This is a genomic window from Arsenicicoccus sp. UBA6765, assembly GCF_002453335.1.
Classification (GTDB): domain Bacteria; phylum Actinomycetota; class Actinomycetes; order Actinomycetales; family Dermatophilaceae; genus Arsenicicoccus; species Arsenicicoccus bolidensis.
In genome coordinates this window covers 29,687-47,709 of the sequence record NZ_DKGR01000017.1, presented here as the reverse complement: position 1 = coordinate 47,709, position 18,023 = coordinate 29,687, and the positions used below count along the sequence as shown (strand labels likewise).

The window sequence follows — 18,023 nt, the reverse complement described above, 5'->3', positions numbered from 1 at the left end:
GCATCTCCTTACGCGCCGGGATCGGCGGGGGGCGCGGGCGCGGCCTTCTTCTTCTTGGCCTTCTTGGCGCGAGGTGCCTCCGGGTCGCTGTCGTCGGCGGCCTCGGGGACCATCCCGCGCTCCTCCAGCTCCTCCAGCAGGTCTCGCAGCTCGGAGCGCAGGTAGTCGCGGGTCGCCATGTCCCGCAACGCGATCCGCAGGGCGGCCACCTCGCGGGTCAGGAACTCGGTGTCGGCCAGGTTGCGCTCGTCGCGGGCGCGGTCCTGCTCGAGAGCGACGCGGTCCCGGTCGTCCTGGCGGTTCTGGGCGAGCAGGAGCAGGGGGGCGGCATACGACGCCTGGAGCGACAGGATCAGGGTGAGGAGCGTGTAGTTGAGCGACCGCGGGTCGAACTGCGCGGCCTCGGGCATGAAGGTGTTCCACGCCAGCCAGACGACCACGAAGATCGTCATCCAGATCAGGAAGGTCGGCGTCCCCATGAAGCGGGCGAAGCCCTCGCTGGCCGAGCCGAAGGCGCCCTCGGCGAAGATCGCGGGTCGCCGGAACCGGACCCGCGCCTCCTGCGGCTGGTCCAGCCGGTTGCGGTCCTGGGTGCGGGTGCGCTCAGTCATGGGTCACCTCGTGCCTCTCCTCGCGCCAGTCCTCGGGGAGGATGTGGTCGAGCACGTCGTCGACGGTCACGACCCCGAGGAGGTGACCGTCCTCGTCGACCACGGGGGCCCCGGTGAGGTTGTAGTTGGCGAGCATCCGCGTGACGGTGCCCAGGCTGTCCGTCGGCTGCAGCGGCTCCAGCTCCTTGTCCAGGATCGCCCCCAGCGGGCTGTGCGGGGGCTCGCGCAGGAGCCGCTGGATGTGCACGGTCCCGAGGTAGCGCCCTGTGGGGGTCTCGAGCGGCGGGCGGCAGACGCAGACGAGGGACGCGAGCGCGGGGGAGAGCTCCTCGCGGCGGGCCCAGGCCAGCGCCTCGGCGATGGTCGCGTCCGGGCCGAGGATGATCGCCTCCGGCGTCATGAGACCACCGGCGGTGTTGTCGTCGTAGGCCATCAGGCGGCGCAGCGGGGCGGCCTCGTCGGGCTCCATGTGCTGCAGGTAGTGCTCCTGGGTGGCCTCCGGCAGCTCGGACAGCAGGTCTGCCGCGTCGTCGGGCTGCATGAACTCCAGGACGTCGGCGGCGCGCTCGGTCTCGAGGTGCGTGAGGATCTCGATCTGGTCGTCGGCCGGGAGCTCCTCGATGACGTCGGCGAGCTTCTCGTCGTCCAGGGCGCTGGCCACCTCGACGCGTCGGCCGGGCGCCAGCTCGTGGATGACCTCGGCGAGGTCGGCGGCCTTGAGGTCGTCGTAGGCCTCCAGGAGGCGCGCGGCGCTCTGGCCCTGGTGGCGGGTCGCGAGGCCCGTCGTGTCGAGCACGTCGACGATCAGCGTCTCGCCGCGACGGCCCGTCAGGCGACGCAGCGACAGGCTGCCGCTGACGTGGCCGCGACGGACGAAGACCTTGGTCACGGACCACTCGCGCGGCCGGTCCTGCTCGATCGCCAGGTCCTCCACGGTGGCCTCGAACGGCTCCTCGGCGGGCTGGGTCACCGTCACCGCGCGGTCCAGCAGCTCGGCGAGCACGAGCGACTCGGTCGGGCGCTGCTCGAAGCGGCGCATGTTGACCAGGCCCGTGGTGATGACCTGGCCTGCGTCGATGCTGGTGACGCGCGTGATCGGCACGAAGACCCGGCGACGGCCGGGCACCTCGACCACGAGGCCGAGCACGCGTGGCTTGCGCCGGGTCGCGCTGAAGCTGACGACGACGTCGCGGACGCGCCCCACCTGGTCGCCGAGCGGGTCGAACACCGCGATGCCGGCGAGGCGGGCCACGAAGACGCGACGCAGAGAGCTCACGGGGGTCACCTTATCGGCGTGCAACCTTGTGCCCCGCCACGACGTCCTGAGGGTGTCAAGGAAGCACGTCCCAGAGGGGGGACCATCATGAGCAGCTCCACCATCCGTCGCGGTGTCACGCTCCTCGCCGCGTCAGCGATGCTCACGGGCGGTGCCGTGGTCGGGGGGACCACGGCCCAGTCCGCGCCCGTCGCAGCGGCACGCATCAGCGCGTCACCCGTCAGCTCGACGCTCGCCAGCTCGACGCTCGCCAGCTCGGCACCGGCCGGCTCCGCACCCGTCAGCGCGGCACCTGTCAGCGCGGCGCAGGCCGCCCTGGCTCCCCGGGCCGCCGCCCGCACCCTGCGCGTCGGTTCGCGCGGTCCGGCCGTCACGGCCCTGCAGAGCAGGCTCAACGCGCTCGGCTACAGCCTCGGCCGGGTCGACGGCGTGTATGCCGCCCGGACCCGCCAGGCCGTCATGGCGCTGCAGAAGGTCGCCGGCCTGCCACGCACCGGCGTCGCCGACGCCCGCACCCAGGCCGCCGCGAGCAAGGGCACCCGTCCCGTCGCCCGCAGCCGCTCGGGTCACGTGATCGAGATCGACAAGGCCCGCCAGACGTTGTACGTCGTGGACGGCGGCCGGGTCTCGCGGATCTACAACGTCAGCACCGGCAACAACAAGCGCTACCGCGACCGCGGGCGCTGGGCGCGCGCCGTCACGCCGTCGGGCAGCTTCCGCTTCTGGACTCAGTACGGCGACGGGTCCGGCTGGCAGCACGGCCGGCTCGGCAGCATGTACCGCCCGATGTACTTCAACGGCGGCATCGCGGTGCACGGCAGCCGCTTCGACATCGGGGCCTACCCGAGCAGCCACGGGTGCGTCCGCATCCACAACGCCAACATGGACGAGCTGCGCGGTCAGCGGCTGATCGGGCTGCGGGGGACGGTGGTCGTCTACTGACCGCGGAGACCCCGCGGAGACACTCACCGCGCAGACGTCGCGAGGGTGGCCCCAACCTGATGGCGGGGTGCGGCGTCGTACGAGATGTGCCGGGTCTTGCGGGGGCTCGAACCGGCACGCACGACCGGTCGATCCAACACCCTTCGGACCGGTCCGAGGAGGCCGTCGGCGTGGGGGTGCCGGCGGCCTCCTCACCTGTCTGCGGGCAGCAGGGGTCAGCTGGGTCAGCCGGGTCAGGAGTGCAGCCGGCGTCAGTAGCGCGCGGTCGCCTCGGCGACGAGCTCGCCCACCAGCTCACCGGCGTCGACCTCGAGCCCGCGTCGCACGAACCAGTCGCACATGTTGGTCGCGTCCCGCTCGAGGATCTCGAAGCCGTGCGGGTTGCCGATGACGTCCACGATCTGGGGCCAGTCGATCAGCACGAGCCGGTCCTCGTGGAGCAGGACGTTGTAGGGCGACAGGTCGCCGTGCGTCCACCCCTCCCGGGCGAGGACGAGCAGGGTGCACCGCAGCTGGTGCCACAGCTCGTCGAGGAGCGCCGGGTCCGGCCGGGTCTGGGCCAGACGGGGCGCGGCCACCGGAGTCGGGCCCTCCGTCATACCGATGAACTCCATGAGCATCTCGTCCCCGGTGATCTGGACGGGATAGGGGACCGGCAGGCCGAGCTCCCAGAGCCGGCCGAGGGCGTCGAACTCGGCCGCGGCCCACAGGCCCGAGATGACCTCCTTGCCGAAGGTCGTGCGGTGCGCCATGGCGCGCATCTCGCGGCTCTTGCGGACCCGGCGGCCCTCCAGGTAGCCGCTGTCGCGGTGGAACAGGCGGTGCTGGTTGGAGCGGTACCGCTTGGCTGCGAGGACGACCTCGGAGCCGTCGTCGCCGGGGACCCACCGACGCACGAGGTGGACGTCGGCCTCCTTGCCGGTCTTGAGGACGCCGAGGTCCTGGTCGACGGCGCCGAGGGCGGTCACCACCCAGTCGGGGCGGGGCTCCGGGCCCTGCTGCGCGACGTCCCAGGTGGACCAGCGCTCGCCCTCGGGCGGGCCGTCAGGCGATGAGTCGAACGAAAGATCCTGCTGCGCAGGGAAGTTCATGAGAGATCTCCAGGTGGGAGGTGGGGTCTGGGCGGTGCAGGCGCACGAGGACCGTCATGTCGCCACCTCCTGGAGATCGTCGGGGCCCGGGCCGTATGGCGGCAGGCCCACCCACTGTCGCGGCCGCCGCACCCCGCCTGCAACCCCTTTTCCTCCCTCCGACCGGCCAGGGGGTGGGGTTGCGCCCGCCACCGGGAGCGTCTTAGATTTGTCGCATAACGTCATGCTACAAAATAAGGGGAACGTCGTGATGGGAGAGGCCATGGTGTGGCTCGCGATCTGGACGTGCTGGACCGGGGGGATGTGCCTCGCCATCCGGTCCACGGCGGATCGAGGCAAGGACGTGCTCGCGTGATCCTCACCATCGACGAGAGCAGCCCGGCTCCGGCATACGAGCAGATCGTCACGCAGGTGACCGGCGCCGTCGCCGACGGCACCCTCCCGACCGGCGCCCGGCTGCCGACCGTCCGGCAGCTGGCCGGGGACCTCGGCCTCGCGGTCAACACCGTCGCCAAGGCCTACAAGCAGCTCGAGGCCGAGGGGCACGTGGCCACGCGCGGCCGCAACGGCACGGTCGTGCTCGAGCACGTGCGCGACGGCACCGCCGACGAGACCCAGGCCGCCGCCACGCTCCTCGCCCGCACCGCCCAGCGGCACGGCCTGGACCTCGCCGAGGCCATCGGGGTGCTGCGCCGCGCCTGGTGAGCGGATCTACCTGAGGTAGGCGTGGTGAGGCTCACGGCCCGTGCGCCTGTCGGCGACCACGGCCTTTCGTCATACTCCCTGGTAGACCGAGGCCACCCACCACCGAAGCCGGGAGATCCCCATGGGACGCATCCAGACGACCGACGGACTGACCGAGGAGCAGGGCGAGCTGCTCAAGCTCGTGCGCCAGTTCGTCGACGAGCAGATCATCCCCGTCGCGACCGACCTGGAGCACAAGGACGAGTACCCGACGGACATCGTCGAGGGCATGAAGGAGATGGGGATCTTCGGGCTGATGATCCCCGAGGAGTACGGCGGTCTGGGGGAGTCGCTGCTGACCTACGCCCTGTGCGTCGAGGAGATCGCCCGCGGCTGGATGAGCGTCAGCGGCATCATCAACACCCACTTCATCGTGGCCTACATGCTCCTGCAGCACGGCACCGAGGAGCAGAAGGAGCGCTACCTGCCCCGCATGGCGACCGGCGAGGTCCGCGGCGCCTTCTCGATGAGCGAGCCCGGCTGCGGCTCCGACGTCTCCGCGATCAAGAGCAAGGCCGTCCCCGGCGAGGGTGACGCGTGGACGATCAACGCGCAGAAGATGTGGCTGACCAACGGCGGCTCCTCGACCCTCGTCGCGGTCCTGGTCAAGACCGACACCGGCGCCGAGTCGGTCTACAAGAACATGACGACCTTCCTGGTCGAGAAGGAGCCCGGCTTCGGCGAGGTCGCGCCCGGCGTCACCGTCCCCGGCAAGATCGACAAGATGGGCTACAAGGGGGTCGACACCACCGAGCTCGTCCTCGACGGCTACCAGACCACGACCGCGCAGATCCTCGGCGGCGAGCCCGGGCAGGGCTTCTACCAGATGATGGACGGCGTCGAGGTCGGGCGCGTCAACGTCGCCGCCCGGGCGTGCGGGGTGGCCCAGCGGGCCTTCGAGCTCGGCATCGACTACGCCCAGCAGCGCGAGACCTTCGGCAAGAAGATCGTCGACCACCAGGCCATCCTCTTCCGCCTGGCCGACATGGCCACCAAGTGCGAGGCCGCCCACCAGATGATGGTCAAGGCGGCCCGCCTCAAGGACAAGGGCCAGCGCAACGACCTCGAGGCGGGTATGGCGAAGTACCTGGCCGCCGAGTACTGCGCCGACGTGGTCGAGCAGTCCTTCCGCATCCACGGCGGCTACGGCTACTCCAAGGAGTACGAGATCGAGCGGCTCTACCGCGAGGCGCCCATGCTGCTGATCGGTGAGGGCACGGCCGAGATCCAGAAGATGATCATCGGCCGGCGGCTCGTCAAGGACTACGCCCGACGCTGAGCGAGCAGGCGAGCTCGTCCCTGCGTCCCTGCGTCCCTGCATCCCTGGCTGGTTGCGTTCGGCGATCGTGCGGCGGACATCCAGGGTGGGTCCGGGCGCGAACGGCATAATGGAGCCCATGTCCCCGAGCCCCATCAACAACCCCAGCGCAGCGACCATGGCCGAGCGGCTCACGCTCGAGTGGCCGTCGTCCGTCGCGGTCTTCGACCAGTACACCCAGGCGCAGAAGGCCGTCGACCACCTGGCCGACAACGCCTTCCCGGTCCAGAACGTCATGATCGTCGGCACCGACCTGCGTCAGGTCGAGCGCGTGACCGGCCGGCTCACCCAGCAGAAGGTCGCCCTCGGCGGCCTCGCGTCGGGCATGTGGATGGGTCTGTTCGTGGGTCTGATCTTCTCGATCTTCGACGGCCAGGGGATGCGGACGATCATCACGACGGTCCTGTTCGGTGCGCTGTTCGGACTCGTGTGGGCGCTGCTCGGCTACGCCTTCACCCGCGGCAAGCGGGACTTCACCTCGGTCTCGCAGGTCGTGGCCACCAAGTACGAGGTGCTCGTGGAGCACCAGGTCCAGGCCCAGGCCCGCGAGATGCTCCGCGGCGCAGGCCTGCTCGGGGCACAGGGCCCCGTGCCCCGCCAGGACGCGCCGCCGGCGCCGCCGACCGGACAGCAGCCGTACGACCTGGCCCCGCCGACCGGCAGCGACAGCACGGGCAGCGGCGCGACGCGCGCCGGCGAGGACGACCCGCGCCGCTGACCCTGGTGGCCTGACCTGTCAGAGCCAGATCCCTCAGGGGCGACCGCGCTCCTGCACCTCGGCGATCCAGCGCTCCACGTCCGCGGACGTGCGCGGCATGGCCGCCGAGAGGTTCTCGTGGCCGTCCGGCGTGACCAGCACGTCGTCCTCGATGCGCACGCCGATGCCCCGCAGCTCGTCCGGGACGAGCTCGTCGTCGGCCTTGAAGTACAGCCCAGGCTCGACGGTGAGGATCATGCCGGGCACGAGCTCTGCATCCATGTAGTCCTCGCGCAGCGCGAGCTGGCAGTCGTGGACGTCCATGCCGAGGTGGTGGGACGTGCCGTGCACCATCCAGCGACGGTGGTACTGCCCGTGCTCGGGGTCCAGGGTCTGGTCCACGGTGACGCCGTCGGGCAGCAGCCCCCACGCGTGCAGGTGCTCGGCGATGACCCGGATCGCGGCCGCGTGGACGTCCTTGAACCGGTTGCCGGGCTTGACGGCGGCCAGGCCGGCCTCCTGCGCGGCGAGCACGGCGTCGTAGACGCGCCGCTGCGGCTCGCTGAACGTGCCGTTGACCGGCAGGGTGCGGGTCACGTCGGCGGTGAAGAGCGAGTCGACCTCGACGCCCGCGTCCACGAGGATCAGGTCGCCGTCGCGGATGTCGCCGGTGTTCTTGATCCAGTGGAGCGTGTTGGCGTGGTCGCCGGACGCGCAGATCGAGTCGTAGCCCACGCCGTTGCCCTCGTGCCGGGCGTAGAGGCCGAAGACGCCCTCGACCCAGCGCTCGCCCCGGCCGCGGCGGACCGCCTCGGGCAGGTCGGCGATGATCCCCTCGAAGCCGTGTTGCGTGGCGGCGACGGCCTTGCGCATCTCGTCGACCTCCCACGCGTCCTTGACCATGCGCCGGGTGGACAGCGAGCGGGACAGCGCCTCGTCCACCTCGGTCTGGGACTCGGTGACGCCCGCCTGCTGGCGGACCTCGTCCACCAGCGCCGCCACGGCGGCGTCGGCGTCCCGCACGACCCGCAGCTGCACCTGGCCCGCGTCCTTGGCCAGCACGTCCTTGAGCTCGTCGATGTGCCGGGCTCGCACGCCGAGCTCCGACTCGACGTCGGCGATCGTGGGCCTGGCGCCGACCCAGAACTCGCCATACCGGCTGTCGGCGAAGAACTCCTCGCTGTCGCGCGGGGCCAGCGGGCGGAAGAACAGCGTGGTCTCGTGACCGCCCTGCTGCAGGGGGTCGAGCACGAGGACCGCGTCCGGCTCGCGGTCGGCGCCGAGGCCGCTGAGCCAGGAGAAGGCGGTGTGCGGCCGGAAGACGTAGTCGCAGTCGTTGCTGCGGACCTTCAGACCACCCGCCGGTATGACGAGCCGCTCGCCCGCGAACTCGGCTGACACGGCCTCGCGGCGGGGCACCGTCACGTCCGCGACCTCCGAGCGCGGCGTCGGCTCGGTCGCTCGTGGCGCCCACCCCGTCGCGACGAAGTCACGGAACTCGGCGCTGGTGGGTCGGCTCCGGTGCTCGGCCTTCGGCTGCTCTTCGCTCGTCATGGCGACCATCGTGCCACGCACGGGGAGGCGGCTTGCGTCGCAGGTGCGGCGACGGGGACAGTACGGAGCGTGACGAAGCCGCACTACCCGTCCTCGCCCCTGCCACGGCGCCCCTCCGCGCCCCGGGGGCTGCGCCGCACCGCCCAGCAGGCCGTCCGGGTCTTTCGCCCCAGCGACGGCACTAGCGTGCTGCAGCTGCACCCCGACGAGGTGGACCCGATCCTCACGCGCAAGGCCCTCGACCTGGCCATGCGCGTGGCCGAGATGATGCTGTCGCACGGCGCCTCGGCCAACGACGTCACCCTCAACGCCCTGCGCATCACCAAGGCCTTCGGGCTCAAGGCCGTCCACGTCGACGTCACCTACACGTCCATCTCCGTCTCGCACTACCGCGGTCACGACCGGGAGCCGCTGACGACGCTGCGGGTGGTGCGGGCGCGCAGCATCGACTACACCCGCCTCCAGCGGCTGCAGGCCCTGGTCCACCGGATCGAGGAGGAGCAGGACGTCGACGAGGCCTTCGAGGTCTTCGCCGCGATCGTGCGGGCCCCGCACCCCTATCGCCGGTGGGTCGTGACCTTCGGCAACGCCGGTGTCGCCGCGGCCGTGTGCGTGCTGCTCAACGCGTCGTTCCTGATCACGATCGTCGCGTTCCTGGCGTCCGCAGCGATCGACCTGCTCATCGGCTGGCTGGCCCGCAAGCAGGTGCCGCCGTTCTTCATGCAGGTGTTCGCCGCCGCCATCCCCACCGTCGCCGCCACCGCCCTGATGGCAGGGGCCTACCAGGGGATCACGTGGCTCGAGGGGGTGCGCCCGGAGCTGATCGTCGCCGGAGGCATCGTGATGATGCTCTCGGGTCTGTCCGTCGTCGGTGCCGCCCAGGACGCCATCGACGGCTACTACGTCACCGCCGGGGCCCGATCCTTCGAAGTCGTCATCCTCACCCTCGGCATCGTCGTGGGCATCCTCATGACCCTCCAGCTCGCCCAGCGCGTCGGGATCCCCGTCGTCCTCAGCGGCGCCGCGCCGCCCCTCGGGAGCCTCGCCCAGCAGCTGGGCGGGTCGCTGCTCATCTCGGCCTTCTTCGCCATCTCGACGTATGCCGGGCCGCGAACCGTGGTGCTGTGCGCCGGGATGGGCGTGCTGGGCTGGGTCGGCTACCTCGCCGGCACGCTGATCGGCCTCGGGAGCATCTCGTCCAGCGCCGTCGGAGCGTTCGTGGCGGCCATGGTGTCGGTGCACCTCGGCCGGCGCCTGGCGGTCCCGTCGCTGGCCCTCACGACCGCCGCCCTGGTGCCCCTCATGCCCGGGTCGATGGTCTATCGCGGCCTGCTGGAGATCATGGTCCACGCGGGGTCGCGCACCTCCTTCGGCGAGGGCACGATGACGCTGCTCAACGCCGCGGGCGTCGGGCTGGCGCTCGCGGCCGGGGCGTCCCTCGGCACCTACCTCGCGCGACCCGGCCGAAGCAACCTGCGCCACGCCTCGCCGCGCGGCGACGGGTCCCGGGCGGACAAGGCGGTGGCCGCCGGCAGCCCCGAGGCCGAGGGCGCGACGCAGCGGCTCGAGGCGGCGACCACGGGCACGCTCCCCGTCGTGCAGGGGGACGGTATACGGCCGGAGTGAGCAAGGGCACGCCTCACCCGGGTGCCCCGGGGGGACCAGCTGCGGCAGCATGGGCGGCGGACCCAGACCGCCCACGACGAGGTGACCCACGATGTCCAAGACGACGGCCGGCAACTACTTCGAGGACTTCCGGCTCGGGCAGGAGCTCGTCCACGCGACGCCGCGCACCATCACCGAGGGCGACGTCGCGCTGTACGCCGGGCTCTACGGCTCGCGGTTCGCGCTGACCTCGGGGGAGACCTTCGCCCGCGGCCTCGGGCTGGAGCGCATGCCGGTCGACGAGCTGCTGGCCTTCCACGTCGTGTTCGGCAAGTCCGTGCCCGACATCTCGCTCAACGCGGTCGCCAACCTGGGGTATGCCGGAGGCCGCTTCCACCGCCCGGTCCACGTCGGCGACACCCTCACGGCCACCTCGACGGTCATCGGCCTCAAGCCCAACTCCAACGGCGCCTCCGGCAACGTCTACGTCCGCACCGAGGGCCGCAACCAGGACAGCGAGGTCGTCCTGGACTACGTCCGCTGGGTGATGGTCCGCCGCCGCGAGACCGTCCCTGCCGACCGGCTGGGGGAGACGACCATCCCCGAGCTCCCCGGCGCGGTGCCGGCGTCCGAGCTCATCGCCCCGTGGCGGGTCGTCGGCGGCTACGACACGGCGCTCGCGGGCAGCGAGTTCCTCTGGGACGACTACGAGGTCGGCGAGCGCATCGACCACGTCGACGGCGTCACCATCGAGGAGTCGGACCACATGCTGGCCACCCGCCTCTACCAGAACACCGCCAAGGTGCACTTCGACCAGCACGCCCAGGCGTCCTCGGCGATCGGGCGGCGGCTGATCTACGGCGGGCACGTGATCTCGCTCGCCCGAGCGCTGACCTTCAACGGGCTCGGCAACGCCCTCTCCGTGGCGGCGATCAACGGTGGCAGCCACGCCAACCCGACGTTCGCGGGACACACGGTCTACGCCTGGTCGGAGGTGCTGGAGCGGATCGAGCTGCCGGGCCGGCACGACGTGGGGGCACTGCGGATCCGCACGGTGGCCACCAAGGACCACCCGTGCGCCGACGTCCCGCTGCGCGGCGAGGACGGGAAGTACCTGCCGCACGTCGTGCTCGACCTGGACTACACGGTCCTGATGCCCCGCCGCTGACGCGACCGCGCATCGCCAGCGCCTAGATTGGCGGGATGCGCATCGACCTGCACACGCACTCGCTGGCCAGCGACGGCACGCAAGACCCTGCGGACGTGGTCCGTGCGGCGCGCGACGCACGCCTGGACGTCGTGGCGCTCACCGACCACGACACGACGAGCGGGTGGGACGAGGCGGCCGGCGTCGTGGACGAGACGGGGGTGGCGCTGGTGCGCGGCATGGAGATGTCCTGCGCTCACCAGGGCATCAGCATCCACCTGCTGGCCTACCTGCACGACCCCGCCGACCCGGACCTGGTGGCCGAGATCGAGCGGGCCCGGCTGTCGCGCGAGAGCCGCGCACAACGCATCGTGGAGCGGCTGCAGGAGCGGTTCCCCGAGCTGACCTATGACGTCGTCCTAGCGCAGGTGCGGGAGGGCGCGACGATCGGGCGGCCGCACATCGCGGACGCGCTGGTGTCCCTCGGAGCCCTGCCCGACCGCAACGCGGTCTTCCGCGACTACCTGCACGACGGGTCGCCCTACTACGTCTCGCACTACGCCCCGGACCCGGTCGAGGCGGTGCGGCTGGTGCTGGCCGCCGGGGGAGTGCCGGTGATGGCGCACCCCTTCGCCGCCAAGCGGGGGCGGGTCGTCGACGACTCGGTGATCGAGGCGATGGCCGAGGCGGGCCTCGCGGGGCTGGAGATCGACCACCGCGACCACGACCCCCGGCAACGTGCGCACGGCGCCGCGCTGGCCCGGTCCCTGCGGCTGCTCCAGACCGGGTCCAGCGACTACCACGGCGACGGCAAGCTCAACCGCATCGGCGAGCACACGACGGCGCCCGGGGTGCTGGAGCAGATCGAGGACCGGGCGAGCGGCGTGCCCGTGCTGCGTCCCTGAGCCTCGTCGTCCACAGCCTGTCGCGTTCCGGGCGTCGTCGTCCACAGGCGGCGCGGTGGATGGTCTCCTCGGCTCGCGCGTGCCTAGGGTCGACGGCATGACCCAGCAGTCCACGGACCAGCCGGCCGGGCAGGGCACCTTCGCCGGGATGCCACAGCGGCTGTATGCCGCGAGCCCGTCCCGCCTGCTCGCCTACCTCGACTGCCCGCGGCGCTACCGCCTGCAGTACCTCGACCGACCCAAGCCGAAGGCCGCCCCGCAGCGGGCGCACACCAGCCTCGGGATCGCGGTGCACAACGCGCTGCGGGACTGGTGGGACGTGCCGGTGGAGCAGTGGTCGGTGGACCGGGCGCACGCGCTGGTCGCCGCGAGCTGGGTCGACGTGGGGTTCCGGGACGCCGCCATGTCCCGCCGCTGGCTGCGGACGGCGCAGCAGGAGGTCACGGACTACCTGCGGGGGATCGCCCCGGGCAACCGCCCGGTCGGGATCGAGCGCACCGTCTCGGTGCGCACCGGCACGGTGGCGCTGACCGGGCGGATCGACCGGCTCGACGACCGGCCGACGTCCGACGGCGGACGGGCGCTCGTGGTGGTGGACTACAAGACCTCGCGCCGGCCCTCGACGGTGGACGAGCTGCGGACCTCCCTGCCGATGGCGATGTATGCCGTGGCGGTCGCCGGGATGTTCAAGCGTCCCTGCGTGGACGTCGAGCTGCATCACGTGCCCACGGGCACGGTGGCGCGCCACCGGCATACGCCAGAGTCGTTGGACCGCAAGGTCGCCGAGGTCGAGTCCATCGCGGTGGACCTGAGGCGGGCGGACGCCGACCACCGCGAGCGAGGGGTGGAGTCCGACCAGTTCCCGCCGCAGGTGTCCGCCCTGTGCGGGTGGTGCGACTTCCGCGCCCACTGCCCCGAGGGGAGCGCCCACGTGGCGGAGCGGGCGCCCTGGGCGGCGCTGGAGCCGGACGACGTCGGAGGGACGTAGCGGGCGGGGGCAGCGCGAAGGGGAGCCGACACGGTCGACTCCCCTCCACGGTGCCTCTCGGGCGGACCCGATCAGCCGTTACGGTAGCGCCCGATCAACCGGTCGAAGCGACGCGGCTGCGGGGTCTCGTCACGGGTCGCCCCGTTCTCCTGGACCATCAGCTGCAGGTCGTCGTGGCCGTGCTCGGAGACGCCGCGCACGACGGCCTCGCGCATCAGGCGGTCGGCCAGGGCGGCACGGCGCACGACCGGGTCGCTCTGCAGGTCCTTGACCAGCGCGACGCACAGGCCGCCCATCACGATCCCGAACGGCAGCGCCGAGACGATCACCAGGCTCTGCAGCCCGCTGAGGGCCTCCTTCATGTCGCCGTTCAGGCTCCCGGCGAGCAGCATGACCGCGGCGACGGCGCCCGTCGCGGCGCCCCAGAAGATCACCGTCTTGCGGCTCGGCTCGATCGTGCCGTGCTCCGACAGCGTCCCCATGACGATCGAGGCCGCGTCGGCGCCGGACACGAAGAAGATCGCGACGAGCACCATGACGAGCACGGTCGTGACCCCGGCGAGCGGGTAGTGGTTGAGCAGCTGGAACAGCGACGCGTCGGCGTCCACCAGCAGCTCGCCCTTGACCTTGGACGCCATGTCGCCGAAGCTCCGCTGCGCGTCGATGGCGGCGCCACCGAAGATCGCGAACCACACGAGCGAGACGAGGCTCGGGACGAGCAGCACGCCGGTGACGAACTGGCGGATGGTGCGGCCGCGGCTGATGCGCGCGATGAACATCCCGACGAAGGGGGTCCACGAGATCCACCAGGCCCAGTAGAAGACGGTCCACGTGGAGAGCCAGGCCTTCATCGGCTCGAGCCCGCTGGCGTCGGACCGCGAGGCCATGCGGGCCAGCTGGTCGACATAGGTCCCGAGCGCGGTGGGCAGCAGGTCGAGGATGAACAGCGTCGGGCCGACGAGGAACACGAAGACCGCGAGCACGAGCGCCAGGACCATGTTGACGTTGGACAGCATCTCGACGCCGCGGGAGATGCCGCTCACGGCCGAGAGGATGAAGCAGATGGTCAGCACCACGATGATGATGACCAGGAGGTTGGCGCCCGCGCTGTCGACCCAGCCGTTGAACTCGATGCCGGCGCCGATCTGCAGCGCGCCGAGGCCCAGCGAGGCGGCGGAGCCGAAGAGCGTGGCGAAGATCGCGAGGATGTCGATGACGCGCCCCAGCGGACCGGTGGCGCGGCGGCGCCCGATCAGCGGCGCGAAGACCGACGAGATGAGCTGGCTGCGACCCTTGCGGAAGGTCGAGTAGGCGATGGCCACGCCGACGACGGCGTAGATCGCCCACGGGTGCAGCGTCCAGTGGAACAGCGTGGTCGCCATCGCCGTCTGGAGCGCCTCGGGCGACTGCGCCTCGCCGCCGCTGCGCGGGGGAGGCGAGATGTAGTGGGTGAGCGGCTCGGCCGTGCCGTAGAACATCAGGCCGATGCCCATCCCGGCGCTGAACATCATGGCGATCCAGGACCGCGTGGAGAACTCGGGCTCCTCGTGGTCACCACCGAGCGGGACGTCGCCGTAGCGGCTCGCGGCCAGCCACAGGACGAACACCACAAACATCGAGGCCATGAGGACGAAGCCCCAGCCGGCGTTGGTCATCACCCAGCCGAGCGCCCCGGACGAGGCCGTGGAGAGCGACGAGGTGCCGAGGAATCCCCACACCACGAAGGCGATCGCCAGGACGGCCGTGATGCCGAAGGTGATCTTGTCGACGCCGGGCCGGCGGGCGGTGGACTCGGGCACCGCGGTCGCGAGACCGGCGAGCAGGGCGTGGTCGCGGCCGTCGCCCTCCGGGAGCGGCTGCTGACCAGGCCCCTCCGAGCGCGAAGGCTCAGGCGGTTCGGTGGTCACGGAGTGTGGCGGTTGATCGGACATCGGTGGTTCCTCCTCAGGGGCCGGCAGACCCCCCGAGGATCCCGGCCCGTCATTGGTCGTCCACAGGAAGCACCACTGTGGCGGGTCTGACCGCTGCCTGGCAAATCGGACGAACCGGCGACGGGCCCTCCGCCGATGTCGTCGAAGGGCCCGTGACCTGGACAGTTGGTGTTGTATGGCGCCTCGCGGCGTCCGGCGTCAGGAGTCCTGACCGCCCTGCGCGGGAGACTGCCCCTCGACGGGACGGCCACCGCGGGTGCGGCGACGGCTCCGGTTGCGGCGCGGACGGGCGGACCCGCCCTCACCCCCATCCGAGGACGGACGATCACGCTCGGTGCCGCCGTGCGAGGCGTCGCGGTCAGTGCGGTCACCACGACCACCGCGACCGTCCTCACGTCCGCCACGACCGTCCTCGCCGCTGCCGCGACCGTCCTCGCGGCTGCCGCGACCGTCCTCGCGGCTGCCGCGCCCACCGCGTCCGCCGTCACGTCCGCCGTGGCCGCCACCCTGGCGACCCTTGCCGGCGCGCTGGCCGGTCTCGCCGAGGTCCTCGAGACGTTCGGCGTCCAGGCCCTCGCGGACGCGGGCCGTGCGGGGCAACCGGCCCTTGGTGCCCTCGGGGATGTCGAGGTCGCTGTAGAGGTGGGGGGAGGACGAGTAGGTCTCGACGGCCTCGGGGATGCCGAGGTCGAGGGCCTTGTTGATCATGCCCCAGCGGGGTGCGTCGTCCCAGTCGACGAAGGTCACGGCGATGCCGGTGTGCCCGGCGCGGCCGGTGCGGCCGATGCGGTGCACGTAGGTCTTCTCGTCCTCGGGGCACTGGTAGTTCACGACGTGCGTGACGTTCTCGACGTCGATGCCGCGGGCGGCGACGTCGGTGGCGACGAGGATGTCGATCTTGCCGTTGCGGAACGCGCGGAGCGCCTGCTCGCGTGCGCCCTGCCCCAGGTCGCCGTGGATGGCCCCGGCCGCGAAGCCGCGGTCGCTGAGCTCGTCGGCCACCTTGGCGGCGGTGCGCTTGGTGCGGCTGAAGATGATGGTCAGGCCGCGGTCCTTGGCCTGCATCATCCGGGCGAGCATCTCGACCTTGTCGAGCGCGTGCGCGCGGTAGACGAACTGCTCGATCGCCTTGACGGTGTGCTTGTTCTCCGTCTCGTCGCCCATGGCGCGGATGTGCGTCGGCTGGCTCATGTAGCGGCGGGCCAGCGCCACGACCGCACCGGGCATGGTGGCCGAGAACAGCATCATCTGCCGGCTGGGGGCCGTGAGGGCCAGGATCTTCTCGACGTCGGGCAGGAAGCCCAGGTCGAGCATCTCGTCGGCCTCGTCCAGGACCACGATGCTGGCGTGCGAGAGGTCGAGGTGTCCCTGCTTGGCGAGGTCGAGCAGGCGACCGGGGGTGCCGACCACGATCTCGACGCCGCGCTGCAGCTGCTCGATCTGGGGCTCGAACGCGCGCCCGCCGTAGATCGTCGCGATGCGCACGCCGCGCTGCCGTCCGGCCCGCTCGAGGTCGCCGGCGACCTGCACCGCGAGCTCACGGGTGGGGGCCACGGCCAGGGCCTGCGGCTTGCCCGCGTGGCGCAGCTCGGCGAAGCCCTCGTCGGAGGGGGAGACCACGCGGTTGAGCATAGGGATGCCGAAGCCGAGGGTCTTGCCGGTGCCGGTCTTGGCCTGGCCGATGATGTCGTGACCGCCCAGGGCGACCGGGAGGGTCATGGCCTGGATGGGGAAGGGGTGCTCGATCCCGAGCGAGGCCAGCGACGCGACGATGTCCGGGTGGACGTCGAAGTCGGCGAAGGTCAGCTCGGGGGCGACCTGGGCCGCCTCGGCGCGGGTCTGCTCGTCGACGGGGGTGTCGAGGGCGGGGTTGGTCATGCGGGTGTCCTGTCGGGCGTGGTGAGCCGCCGGGGGCTGCAGCCGCGAGGCGGCCGGCGACCTCTTACGAGGCTCACGGGATGAGCGGAGCCGATCGGAGGTCTTCGGGCAGCGTGCTCGCTGCGGAGGGGACCACGTGGTCCACCTGGATTCGTGCCGACCGGGCACCTTGGTCCGACCCAGTCTACCGGCGGGACGACTACTCTGGGTGCACATGAGCCCCGCAGCGTCCGACACCGGTGTCGTCGAGCTCCTCGCAGCCCTCGCCTACGGCGAGCTGACGGGGTTCGCCAGGCTCGCCGGCGACAGCGAGCTGGCCCCCACGTCGGCCGCCCGGGCCGAGCTGGGACGGCTGGCCGCCCGCGAGTTCCGGCACTACGAGGCGCTCGAGGAGCGGCTGCGGGCGCTGGGCGCGGATCCGCAGGCCGCGATGGCGCCGTTCGTGGGGGCCATCGACGCCTTCCACCGGCGGACGGCGCCCGGGTCCTGGGCGGAGCGGCTCGTCAACGCCTACGTGGGCGACGGGCTGGCGATGGATCTCTACCGCGAGGCGAGCGACTTCGTCGGCGAGGCGGAGCGCCCGCTGATGCAGCGGGTCCTGCAGTCGGAGGGCAAGGCGGAGTTCGTCGAGCAGGAGCTCCGCAAGGTGGTGGACGCCGACCCCGCGGTGGCGGGCCGGTTGTCCCTGTGGGGGCGCAGGCTCATGGGGGAGGCGATGTCCCAGGCGCAGCAGCTGGCCGCCGCGCACCCCGAGCTGGTGGCGATGCTCGTGCCGGACGGTGACCTGGCCGAGCTGTCCCGGATGTTCACGCGCCTCGCCGAGGCCCACACCGAGCGCATGGGTCGGCTCGGCCTCTCGAGCTGACGGAGGTCGTATGCCGTCCGGTGACGGCACGCGCGGAGGGCGGCACCCCTCGTGGGGGTGCCGCCCTCCGGCATACGGTCTCGGTGCGGGTCAGACGCGACCCTTGCGACCGGTCATGCTCAGGTAGATGGCGATCAGGATGGCCGCGACGACGACGCCGGCCAGGACGGCGATCCAGGCGATGCCGCCGGACGCGTTATTGTAGCCGAACTGGGAGACGAGCCAGGAGCCGATGGCCGACCCCAGGATGCCCAGGACGATGGTCATGAGGATCGAGATGTTCTGGTTGCCCGGCATGACCAGACGGGCCAGACCGCCGATGATGGCGCCGATGATGATGGCGGTGATGATGGTGCCCAGCATGTGACTCTCCTTGGTAGGTGCGTGACGCGAGGGGTGCCTCGCCTCGTGAGCTACCCCGCGGTCTCGGGGGGCTGCTTACACGGTGTCACTGATGGGATACCCCTCCAT

At 71.6% G+C, this 18,023-nt stretch carries 16 protein-coding genes; 9 read left to right on the top strand and 7 right to left on the bottom strand.

Going from position 1 to position 18,023, the window contains the following annotated elements; genetic code table 11:
• Nucleotides 1-8: 8 nt before the first annotated feature.
• The gene (locus B4K29_RS03115; protein WP_019286173.1) at nucleotides 9-611 is read right to left on the bottom strand and encodes a DUF1003 domain-containing protein; all 603 of its coding nucleotides are present in this window, start codon (nucleotides 609-611) and stop codon (nucleotides 9-11) included.
• The gene (locus tag B4K29_RS03110) at nucleotides 604-1,887 is read right to left on the bottom strand and encodes a magnesium transporter MgtE N-terminal domain-containing protein (protein WP_019286172.1); all 1,284 of its coding nucleotides are present in this window, start codon (nucleotides 1,885-1,887) and stop codon (nucleotides 604-606) included. The genes B4K29_RS03115 and B4K29_RS03110 overlap by 8 nt, the downstream gene beginning before the upstream one ends.
• 87 nt (nucleotides 1,888-1,974) lie before the next feature.
• Between B4K29_RS03110 and B4K29_RS03105 the strand changes: the two genes are divergently transcribed.
• Nucleotides 1,975-2,829 carry a L,D-transpeptidase family protein gene (locus tag B4K29_RS03105; protein ID WP_286957309.1) on the top strand — a complete coding sequence of 285 codons (855 nt, stop codon included), beginning with the start codon at nucleotides 1,975-1,977 and terminating at the stop codon, nucleotides 2,827-2,829.
• A 251-nt stretch (nucleotides 2,830-3,080) separates the two neighbouring features.
• Here the strand turns inward: B4K29_RS03105 and B4K29_RS03100 are convergent, their stop codons facing one another.
• Nucleotides 3,081-3,920: a serine protein kinase RIO gene (locus B4K29_RS03100; protein ID WP_239263180.1), complete on the bottom strand. Its 840-nt coding sequence runs from the start codon at nucleotides 3,918-3,920 to the stop codon at nucleotides 3,081-3,083.
• A 351-nt stretch (nucleotides 3,921-4,271) separates the two neighbouring features.
• Between B4K29_RS03100 and B4K29_RS03095 the strand changes: the two genes are divergently transcribed.
• From B4K29_RS03095 to B4K29_RS03085, 3 genes are all read left to right on the top strand, one after another.
• Nucleotides 4,272-4,625: a GntR family transcriptional regulator gene (locus B4K29_RS03095; protein WP_019286168.1), complete on the top strand. Its 354-nt coding sequence runs from the start codon at nucleotides 4,272-4,274 to the stop codon at nucleotides 4,623-4,625.
• 121 nt (nucleotides 4,626-4,746) lie between these two features.
• Entirely contained in the window at nucleotides 4,747-5,943 is a 1,197-nt protein-coding gene (locus B4K29_RS03090; protein ID WP_029210369.1) for an acyl-CoA dehydrogenase family protein, read from the top strand.
• 118 nt (nucleotides 5,944-6,061) lie between these two features.
• A complete protein-coding gene (locus tag B4K29_RS03085; RefSeq protein ID WP_029210370.1) occupies nucleotides 6,062-6,700 on the top strand; it encodes a general stress protein in 639 nt (212 codons plus the stop codon).
• A 33-nt stretch (nucleotides 6,701-6,733) separates the two neighbouring features.
• On the opposite strand, the gene B4K29_RS03080 is transcribed toward B4K29_RS03085, so the two are convergent.
• Nucleotides 6,734-8,233 (bottom strand): aminopeptidase P family protein, encoded by a 1,500-nt coding sequence (locus tag B4K29_RS03080; protein ID WP_029210371.1) that lies wholly within the window; start codon nucleotides 8,231-8,233, stop codon nucleotides 6,734-6,736.
• Between the two features lie 69 nt (nucleotides 8,234-8,302).
• Between B4K29_RS03080 and B4K29_RS03075 the strand changes: the two genes are divergently transcribed.
• The 4 genes from B4K29_RS03075 (at nucleotide 8,303) to B4K29_RS03060 (ending at nucleotide 12,878) form a co-directional block, all read left to right on the top strand.
• Entirely contained in the window at nucleotides 8,303-9,859 is a 1,557-nt protein-coding gene (locus B4K29_RS03075) for a threonine/serine ThrE exporter family protein (protein ID WP_286960278.1), read from the top strand.
• Nucleotides 9,860-9,950: 91 nt separating this feature from the next.
• A complete protein-coding gene (locus B4K29_RS03070; protein ID WP_286966357.1) occupies nucleotides 9,951-11,006 on the top strand; it encodes a MaoC family dehydratase in 1,056 nt (351 codons plus the stop codon).
• 35 nt (nucleotides 11,007-11,041) lie between these two features.
• Entirely contained in the window at nucleotides 11,042-11,890 is an 849-nt protein-coding gene (locus B4K29_RS03065; protein ID WP_029210374.1) for a PHP domain-containing protein, read from the top strand.
• Between the two features lie 97 nt (nucleotides 11,891-11,987).
• Nucleotides 11,988-12,878 carry a RecB family exonuclease gene (locus B4K29_RS03060; RefSeq protein WP_286955764.1) on the top strand — a complete coding sequence of 297 codons (891 nt, stop codon included), beginning with the start codon at nucleotides 11,988-11,990 and terminating at the stop codon, nucleotides 12,876-12,878.
• Between the two features lie 71 nt (nucleotides 12,879-12,949).
• Here the strand turns inward: B4K29_RS03060 and B4K29_RS03055 are convergent, their stop codons facing one another.
• Complete coding sequence (locus B4K29_RS03055) at nucleotides 12,950-14,809, bottom strand: BCCT family transporter (protein ID WP_286960281.1); 1,860 nt, start codon at nucleotides 14,807-14,809, stop codon at nucleotides 12,950-12,952.
• Nucleotides 14,810-15,007: 198 nt separating this feature from the next.
• A complete protein-coding gene (locus B4K29_RS03050) occupies nucleotides 15,008-16,687 on the bottom strand; it encodes a DEAD/DEAH box helicase (protein ID WP_286955765.1) in 1,680 nt (559 codons plus the stop codon).
• Nucleotides 16,688-16,901: 214 nt separating this feature from the next.
• On the opposite strand from B4K29_RS03050, the gene B4K29_RS03045 reads away from it, so the two are divergent.
• Nucleotides 16,902-17,552 carry a ferritin-like fold-containing protein gene (locus tag B4K29_RS03045; RefSeq protein ID WP_029210378.1) on the top strand — a complete coding sequence of 217 codons (651 nt, stop codon included), beginning with the start codon at nucleotides 16,902-16,904 and terminating at the stop codon, nucleotides 17,550-17,552.
• Nucleotides 17,553-17,642: 90 nt separating this feature from the next.
• Here B4K29_RS03045 and B4K29_RS03040 read toward each other — a convergent pair whose 3' ends face one another.
• Nucleotides 17,643-17,915 carry a GlsB/YeaQ/YmgE family stress response membrane protein gene (locus B4K29_RS03040; RefSeq protein ID WP_286966356.1) on the bottom strand — a complete coding sequence of 91 codons (273 nt, stop codon included), beginning with the start codon at nucleotides 17,913-17,915 and terminating at the stop codon, nucleotides 17,643-17,645.
• Nucleotides 17,916-18,023 lie beyond the last annotated feature (108 nt).

Bases quoted from the DNA above. Each gene is read 5' to 3' on its own strand.
- B4K29_RS03115 (WP_019286173.1), bottom strand. From the start codon at position 611: ATGACTGAGCGCACCCGCACCCAGGACCGCAACCGGCTGGACCAGCCG.
- B4K29_RS03105 (WP_286957309.1), top strand. From the start codon at position 1,975: ATGAGCAGCTCCACCATCCGTCGCGGTGTCACGCTCCTCGCCGCGTCA.
- B4K29_RS03100 (WP_239263180.1), bottom strand. From the start codon at position 3,920: ATGAACTTCCCTGCGCAGCAGGATCTTTCGTTCGACTCATCGCCTGAC.
- B4K29_RS03090 (WP_029210369.1), top strand. From the start codon at position 4,747: ATGGGACGCATCCAGACGACCGACGGACTGACCGAGGAGCAGGGCGAG.
- B4K29_RS03085 (WP_029210370.1), top strand. From the start codon at position 6,062: ATGTCCCCGAGCCCCATCAACAACCCCAGCGCAGCGACCATGGCCGAG.
- B4K29_RS03080 (WP_029210371.1), bottom strand. From the start codon at position 8,233: ATGACGAGCGAAGAGCAGCCGAAGGCCGAGCACCGGAGCCGACCCACC.
- B4K29_RS03070 (WP_286966357.1), top strand. From the start codon at position 9,951: ATGTCCAAGACGACGGCCGGCAACTACTTCGAGGACTTCCGGCTCGGG.
- B4K29_RS03065 (WP_029210374.1), top strand. From the start codon at position 11,042: ATGCGCATCGACCTGCACACGCACTCGCTGGCCAGCGACGGCACGCAA.
- B4K29_RS03060 (WP_286955764.1), top strand. From the start codon at position 11,988: ATGACCCAGCAGTCCACGGACCAGCCGGCCGGGCAGGGCACCTTCGCC.
- B4K29_RS03055 (WP_286960281.1), bottom strand. From the start codon at position 14,809: ATGTCCGATCAACCGCCACACTCCGTGACCACCGAACCGCCTGAGCCT.
- B4K29_RS03050 (WP_286955765.1), bottom strand. From the start codon at position 16,687: ATGACCAACCCCGCCCTCGACACCCCCGTCGACGAGCAGACCCGCGCC.
- B4K29_RS03045 (WP_029210378.1), top strand. From the start codon at position 16,902: ATGAGCCCCGCAGCGTCCGACACCGGTGTCGTCGAGCTCCTCGCAGCC.
- B4K29_RS03040 (WP_286966356.1), bottom strand. From the start codon at position 17,915: ATGCTGGGCACCATCATCACCGCCATCATCATCGGCGCCATCATCGGC.